The following is a 250-nucleotide window of genomic DNA, read 5'->3' as shown; positions in this document are numbered from 1 at the left end:
CAGGAACCGGCCGCCGGCCTCGCTGGGGATGTACTGGGGAACGTACTTCCAGAAATCCCCCGGGACCAATGAAAGGAATCCGGAAGCGATCGAGAGAACAAAGAACAGCGCGACCAGCACTGTGACCCCACCCGCGCTGTTGCGCAGCAAAGCCCCGAGCGAGAGCCCGATCAGGGCAACTCCGGCAACGTAGAGGCCACCGGTGAAAATGCTGTACATCACGCCGTCGGTGGACCATGTCAGGTCCAGG

Annotated in this window: 1 protein-coding gene; it reads right to left on the bottom strand. The window is 62.0% G+C overall.

The annotated features are described in order from the left end of the window. Positions 1-250 (bottom strand): hypothetical protein (locus SCA31_RS24695; protein ID WP_410699597.1); only part of this gene is annotated, 250 nt, incomplete at both ends.

Origin of the sequence: Chryseobacterium sp. SIMBA_028, from assembly GCF_046535285.1 — a bacterium.
Lineage (GTDB): Bacteria > Bacteroidota > Bacteroidia > Flavobacteriales > Weeksellaceae > Chryseobacterium.
Note: the sequence above shows the minus strand (reverse complement) of the source record. Positions and strands in the feature narration are given on the sequence as shown.